The sequence below is a fragment of the Acidovorax cavernicola genome, assembly GCF_003581445.1.
The window spans coordinates 1-5,991 of the sequence record NZ_QXMN01000085.1; the positions used below are offsets into that span (position 1 = coordinate 1).

At 60.9% G+C, this 5,991-nt stretch carries 11 protein-coding genes; all 11 read right to left on the bottom strand.

Annotation, left to right across the window (positions count from 1 at the left end; translation table 11 throughout):
- Nucleotides 1-280 (bottom strand): 50S ribosomal protein L15 (rplO, locus tag D3H34_RS30610; RefSeq protein WP_119558608.1); only part of this gene is annotated, 280 nt, incomplete at its 3' end.
- 11 nt (nt 281-291) lie between these two features.
- Nucleotides 292-474: a 50S ribosomal protein L30 gene (gene rpmD, locus D3H34_RS30615; RefSeq protein WP_119558609.1), complete on the bottom strand. Its 183-nt coding sequence runs from the start codon at nt 472-474 to the stop codon at nt 292-294.
- 11 nt (nt 475-485) lie between these two features.
- Nucleotides 486-1,004 carry a 30S ribosomal protein S5 gene (gene rpsE / locus D3H34_RS30620; protein ID WP_119558610.1) on the bottom strand — a complete coding sequence of 173 codons (519 nt, stop codon included), beginning with the start codon at nt 1,002-1,004 and terminating at the stop codon, nt 486-488.
- Nucleotides 1,005-1,019: 15 nt separating this feature from the next.
- The gene (rplR, locus tag D3H34_RS30625) at nt 1,020-1,385 is read right to left on the bottom strand and encodes a 50S ribosomal protein L18 (protein ID WP_119558611.1); all 366 of its coding nucleotides are present in this window, start codon (nt 1,383-1,385) and stop codon (nt 1,020-1,022) included.
- An 11-nt stretch (nt 1,386-1,396) separates the two neighbouring features.
- Nucleotides 1,397-1,930, bottom strand: a complete 534-nt coding sequence (gene rplF, locus D3H34_RS30630) for a 50S ribosomal protein L6 (RefSeq protein WP_119558612.1) — start codon at nt 1,928-1,930, stop codon at nt 1,397-1,399.
- A gap of 26 nt (nt 1,931-1,956) precedes the next feature.
- The gene (gene rpsH / locus D3H34_RS30635; protein ID WP_119558613.1) at nt 1,957-2,352 is read right to left on the bottom strand and encodes a 30S ribosomal protein S8; all 396 of its coding nucleotides are present in this window, start codon (nt 2,350-2,352) and stop codon (nt 1,957-1,959) included.
- Between the two features lie 20 nt (nt 2,353-2,372).
- On the bottom strand, nt 2,373-2,678 hold the full coding sequence (gene rpsN, locus D3H34_RS30640) for a 30S ribosomal protein S14 (protein WP_119558614.1): 306 nt from the start codon (nt 2,676-2,678) through the stop codon (nt 2,373-2,375).
- Nucleotides 2,679-2,686: 8 nt separating this feature from the next.
- The gene (rplE, locus tag D3H34_RS30645; protein ID WP_119558615.1) at nt 2,687-3,226 is read right to left on the bottom strand and encodes a 50S ribosomal protein L5; all 540 of its coding nucleotides are present in this window, start codon (nt 3,224-3,226) and stop codon (nt 2,687-2,689) included.
- A 10-nt stretch (nt 3,227-3,236) separates the two neighbouring features.
- On the bottom strand, nt 3,237-3,557 hold the full coding sequence (rplX, locus tag D3H34_RS30650; RefSeq protein ID WP_119558616.1) for a 50S ribosomal protein L24: 321 nt from the start codon (nt 3,555-3,557) through the stop codon (nt 3,237-3,239).
- 11 nt (nt 3,558-3,568) lie between these two features.
- Complete coding sequence (gene rplN / locus D3H34_RS30655; protein ID WP_119558617.1) at nt 3,569-3,937, bottom strand: 50S ribosomal protein L14; 369 nt, start codon at nt 3,935-3,937, stop codon at nt 3,569-3,571.
- Nucleotides 3,938-4,327: 390 nt separating this feature from the next.
- Nucleotides 4,328-5,923 (bottom strand): glycerol-3-phosphate dehydrogenase/oxidase, encoded by a 1,596-nt coding sequence (locus tag D3H34_RS30660; RefSeq protein WP_119558618.1) that lies wholly within the window; start codon nt 5,921-5,923, stop codon nt 4,328-4,330.
- Between the last annotated feature and the right edge of the window lie 68 nt (nt 5,924-5,991).

Sequence of the window (5,991 nt, forward strand, 5' to 3'; positions counted from 1 at the left end):
CAGCCAGATCGACTTCGGCCAGACCGAGTTGCTCGAGGGCAGTCAGAGTCACTTCTGCATTGAACTTCAGCAGGTGCGACTTGAAACCGCGCTTGGGCAAACGGCGTTGCAGAGGCATTTGACCGCCTTCGAAGCCGACCTTGTGGTAGCCGCCCGAACGCGATTTTTGACCCTTGTGGCCACGGCCGGCAGTCTTGCCCAGGCCGGAGCCGATGCCGCGACCAACGCGGCGCTTGGCGTGCTTGGAGCCGTCTGCAGGCTTGATGCTATTGAGTTCCATCATCAATCCTTTCAGAGGACCTTGACCAGATAGCTGATCTTGTTGATCATGCCACGGACTTCGGGAGTGTCTTGCAGCTCGCTGATGCTATTGAGCTTGCGCAGACCCAGGCCGCGAACGGTGGCGCGATGCGATTCCTTGGTGCCGATAGGGCTGCGCACCAGTTGAATCTTGACAGTTTGTTGCGTCGTCATGTGGACTCCAATCAGGCGAAGATGTCTTCGACCGACTTGCCGCGCTTCGATGCCACTTCCGAGGGGGTCGTGGAACGAGTCAGGGCGTCTAACGTGGCGCGAACCATGTTGTAAGGGTTGGAGGAACCATGGCTCTTGGCCACGATGTCCGTGATACCCAACACTTCGAACACGGCGCGCATCGGGCCGCCGGCGATGATGCCGGTACCCTTGGGAGCGGGAGCCATCATGACGGAAGCGGCACCGTGGTGACCGTTAACCATGTGATGGATCGTGCCGTTCTTCAGGGACACCTTGATCATGTTGCGGCGAGCTTCTTCCATCGCCTTTTGCACGGAAGCGGGCACTTCTTTCGACTTGCCCTTGCCCATGCCAACACGGCCGTCACCGTCGCCAACCACGGTCAGTGCAGCGAAGCCGAGAATACGACCGCCCTTCACAACCTTGGTGACGCGGTTGACCGCGATCATTTTTTCGCGCAGACCGTCGTCACGACCTTCGTCTTGCACTTTGGGGGAAAATTTAGCCATTTTTATCCGCTCCGCTTAGAACTGCAGGCCAGCTTCACGGGCTGCGTCGGCCAGAGCCTTGACGCGACCGTGGTAAGCGAAACCTGCGCGATCGAATGCAACCTTCTCGACACCGGCAGCCTTTGCCTTTTCAGCAATGCGCTTGCCGATCAGGGTTGCTGCAGCAGTGTTGCCACCCTTGCCGGCGCCGCCGAGCGACGTACGCACTTCGGCTTCGGCAGTGGATGCACTGGCCAGCACCGTGGTGCCGTCGCCAGAGATCACGCTGGCGTAGATGTGGAGGTTGGTGCGGTTCACGCTCAGACGCGCCACGCCTTGCTGGGCAATGCGGATGCGGGTCTGACGTGCACGACGGAGACGCTGCTCTTTCTTGGTCAACATATTGCAGCTCCTTATTTCTTCTTGGTCTCTTTGATCGTGACTTTTTCGTCCGCATAACGGATACCCTTGCCCTTGTAGGGCTCGGGAGGACGAACAGCACGGATCTCAGCGGCCAGTTGGCCCACCACTTGGCGGTCCGAACCCTTGATCACGATTTCGGTCGGGATCGGGGTGGCTACCGTGATGCCAGCGGGCATTTCGAAGTTCACGGGGTGCGAGAAACCGATGGCCAGGTTCAGCTTGGAACCCGAAGCAGCGGCCTTGAAACCCACGCCAATCAGCGTCAGCTTCTTCTCGAAACCCTTGGTCACGCCAGTAACCATGTTGTTCACCAGCTGACGCTGGGTACCGCTCATGGCATTGGCTTCACGGGAGTCGTTGGCGGGCTCGAAAGAGAGCTTGCCGTCGGCATTGGTCACCTTCACCAGTGCGTTCTGGGCCAGCGACAGAGTGCCGCCAGTGCCCTTCACACTGATTTGTGCGTCATTGATGGACACATCCACGCCAGCGGGGATGGTCACAGGCATTTTTGCTACGCGAGACATTTCAGTATTTCTCCTTCAATGTCACGTTAGGCCACATAGCAAAGCACTTCGCCACCGACACCGGTAGCACGTGCTTTACGATCGGTCATCACGCCCTGGGGGGTGGTCACGATAGCCACGCCCAAGCCATTCATGACTTGTGGAATTGCATCACGGCCCTTGTACACGCGCAGGCCGGGACGGCTCACGCGCTCGATGCGCTCGATCACGGGACGACCCGCGTAGTACTTCAGGGTGATTTCGAGTTCAGCCTTGCCGTCTTCGGTCTTCACTTGGAAACCGTCGATATAGCCTTCATCCTTCAGCACTTGGGCGATGGCAACCTTCACTTTGGAAGAAGGGGCCGTCACGGTGGTCTTGGCGACCATTTGTGCATTGCGGATGCGGGTCAGCAAGTCAGCGATGGGATCACTCATGCTCATGTTTAATCTCTCCTGCTTGCTTACCAGCTGGCCTTGGTGACACCGGGGATGTCGCCTGCGAAAGCCAGTTCACGGATCTTTGCGCGTGCCAGACCAAATTGGCGGAACGTGCCACGTGGGCGACCGGTGATTGCGCAGCGGTTACGTTGACGTGTAGGGTTGGCGTTGCGCGGGAGCTTTTGCAGGCCCAGGCGGGCTGCATCACGCTCTTCGTCGCTACGCTTTGCGTCGCCGGCGATGGCCTTCAGCTCGGTGTACTTAGCAGCGTACTTGGCTGCCAGCTTTTCGCGCTTCAGTTCGCGCTGGATCAATGCTACTTTTGCCATGCGCTACCTCAGTTCTTGAACGGGAAGCGGAAAGCGGCGAGCAGTGCCTTGCACTCTTCGTCGTTCTTCGCCGTAGTGGTGATGCTGATATTGAGACCGCGCAGTGCGTCGACCTTGTCGTACTCAATTTCAGGGAAGATGATCTGTTCTTTGACGCCAACGTTGTAGTTGCCGCGACCATCGAACGAACGGCCCGAGATACCACGGAAGTCACGCACGCGGGGCAGAGCCACGGTGACGAAACGGTCCAGGAATTCGTACATCTGAACGCCACGCAGGGTCACCATGCAGCCAATAGCTTGGCCTTCACGGATCTTGAAACCAGCGATAGCCTTCTTGGCCTTGGTCACCACGGGCTTTTGACCAGCGATCTTGGTCAGGTCAGCCACAGCGTTGTCCATCACCTTCTTGTCGGCCACGGCTTCGCTCACACCCATGTTCAGGGTGATCTTGGTCAGACGGGGCACTTCCATGGAGGAGGTGTAGCCGAACTTTTCCTTGAGTTCAGCCGCGATTTTTTCGCGATACAGTTTTTGCAGTCGTGCCATGTTTTACCCCTTAGGCCGCCTTGATTTCAGCGCCGCTGGACTTGTACACGCGAACGCGCTTGCCGTCGGCGCTGAGCTTGATGCCCACGCGATCGGCCTTGCCAGTAGCTGCATTGAAAATAGCCACGTTGGATTGGTGGATAGGCATGGCCTTTTCCACGATACCGCCGGTGGTGCCCTTCATGGGGTTTGGCTTGACGTGCTTCTTCACGAGGTTGATGCCATCGATCAACACGTAAGAATCGTCCTTGCGCAGCGCCACGACGCCTTGCTTGCCCTTGTCACGGCCAGTCAGCACGATGACTTGGTCGCCCTTGCGAATCTTGTTCATTGCACTTTCCTTTAGAGAACTTCAGGTGCCAGGGACACGATCTTCATGAACTTTTCGGTACGCAGTTCACGCGTCACGGGTCCAAAGATGCGAGTGCCGATGGGCTCAAGCTTGGCGTTGAGCAGAACTGCTGCATTGCCGTCAAATTTCACGAGCGAACCGTCAGCGCGGCGAATACCCTTCGCCGTGCGCACGACCACTGCACTGTAGACCTCGCCTTTTTTGACGCGGCCGCGTGGAGCAGCTTCTTTAACGCTCACCTTGATGATGTCGCCAACACTTGCATAGCGACGCTTCGAACCACCCAGCACCTTGATGCACAGGACGGACTTAGCGCCGGTGTTGTCGGCAACCTCTAACCGAGATTCTGTTTGGATCATTTCAATATTCCCAACTTGCACCAGCTTGGACAGCCCCAGAGTACTTCTCAAGGGCTGCGACCAGCCAGTCAGTCTTGGGCCCGTCGTCCACGTCGCAAACCATTTTGCAACGCTTCCCGCTGGGCAGAAACCTCACGCATTAAACGTGAAGCATTCGATTCTCGCAGAATTTCCTTTGCACGTCAACCGCTTAGCCCGTTTTGCCGGCCCAAAGCTGCGGGTCGGCGCGGGCATGTGCGGCGCGATTGCAACAGAGGCCGGCGGCGACCTCTGCGGACTGCGAAAACGCTATGAAATCAGTAGCTTACGAGGCTTATGCAGCCTTGTGGACCGATTTCATAAAGTGAGCACGCCAAACCGATGTCGTCCGGAGTGCTCTCATTTTTGACATCACTGGGCCTGTGGCAAATACTGGCGCGCGAGCGAGTGGAACGCGGTCAAGCCCGCATCGCGGCCCAGCTCTTCCTCGATCAGGGCCGCGACGCGCGGCGCGATGGCCACCGCGCGCTGGGCGTCGAGGAACAGCAGGCGGCTGCGGCGCGCGAGCACGTCTTCGACGCTGCGCGCATATTCATGGCGCACCGCGAAGCGCACCATGGCTTCGCTCAGGCCGTCGACCAGCCAGACGTCGGCGCCGGGCAGCGCGGCCACGGCCGCGGCTTCGGTGCCATACGAGTGCAGGCCCTGGGGCGCATTCATGCCCTTGAGCAATTCACCGCCGGCCGGCGCGCCGATCAGCGGCAGGTTCACCGTGACGCCGCCCGCGCGCTCGGGCAGCTGGCCCGTGGCAAAGCATTCGCGCAGAACATCCTCGGCCATCGCGCGGTAGGTGGTCCACTTGCCGCCGGTCACGGTGACCAGGCCCGAGCGGCTGCTCATCACCGTGTGCTCGCGGCTGATCTTCTTGGTGTGGTCGCCGTCATCGTCCTGGGGCTTGACCAGCGGCCGCAAGCCCACCCACATGCTGCGCACGTCGGCACGCGTCGGCTGGCGCACCAGGTACTTGCCGGCTTCCGACAGGATGAATTCGACTTCCTCGGGGAACGGCAGCGGCTCGCGCGCCAGGTCGTTGCGCGGCGTGTCGGTCGTTCCCAGGATCACTTTGCCCAGCCACGGCACGGCGAACAGCACGCGGCCGTCGGCGGTCTTGGGAATCAGCAGCGCGTGGTCGGTGGGCAGGAATTCGCGGTCCACGACCACATGCACGCCCTGGCTGGGCGCGACCATGGGCTTGACTTCGCGACCCAGCGCCTTGCCGTCGAGCTGGCGGAACAGGTCGACCCACGGACCTGTTGCGTTCACCACACACTTGGCGCGCACGCGGTAGACCGTGCCGGTTTCGGCGTCCTCGCAGACCACGCCCGTGACCTTGCCGTCTTCGTGCAGCAGCTCCTTGGCCGGGCAGTAATTGACCAGCAGCGCGCCCTTGGCCGCGGCGGTGCGCGCCAATGCGAGCGCCAGGCGCGCATCGTCGAACTGGCCGTCCCAATACTTGACGCCGCCCTTGAGGCCCTGGGTGCGCGCCGTGGGCAGCAGCGAAACCGTCCTGTCGCGGCTCAGGAACTCGGTCGCGCCCAGGCCCGCCTTGCCGGCCAGCGCGTCATACATCTTCAGGCCCGCGCCATAGAACGGCGTGTCGAGCAGGCGGTATGAAGGCATCACGAACGCCAGGGGCTGCGCCAGATGGGGCGCGTTGCGCAGCAAGGTGGTGCGCTCGTGCAGGGCTTCGCGCACCAGCGCGATATTGCCCTGGGCCAGGTAGCGCACGCCGCCATGCACCAGCTTGGTCGCGCGCGACGACGTGCCTTTGGCAAAATCGTGCGACTCGAGCAGCAGCACCTTGAAGCCCCGCGCCACCGCGTCCAGCGCCACGCCCAGGCCCGTGGCGCCACCGCCGATGACGGCCAGGTCGTAGACGCACGGCTCGGCCAGCCGCGCCAGCAGGGCGGCGCGGTCCGTGTCCAGGGGAAGCGAAGAAGTTGTCATAAGCGGGCTTACCAGCGTGGTTGGGTGAAAATCGGGCAACGCAGACCGTGGGCGCCGCGCGCCCATCA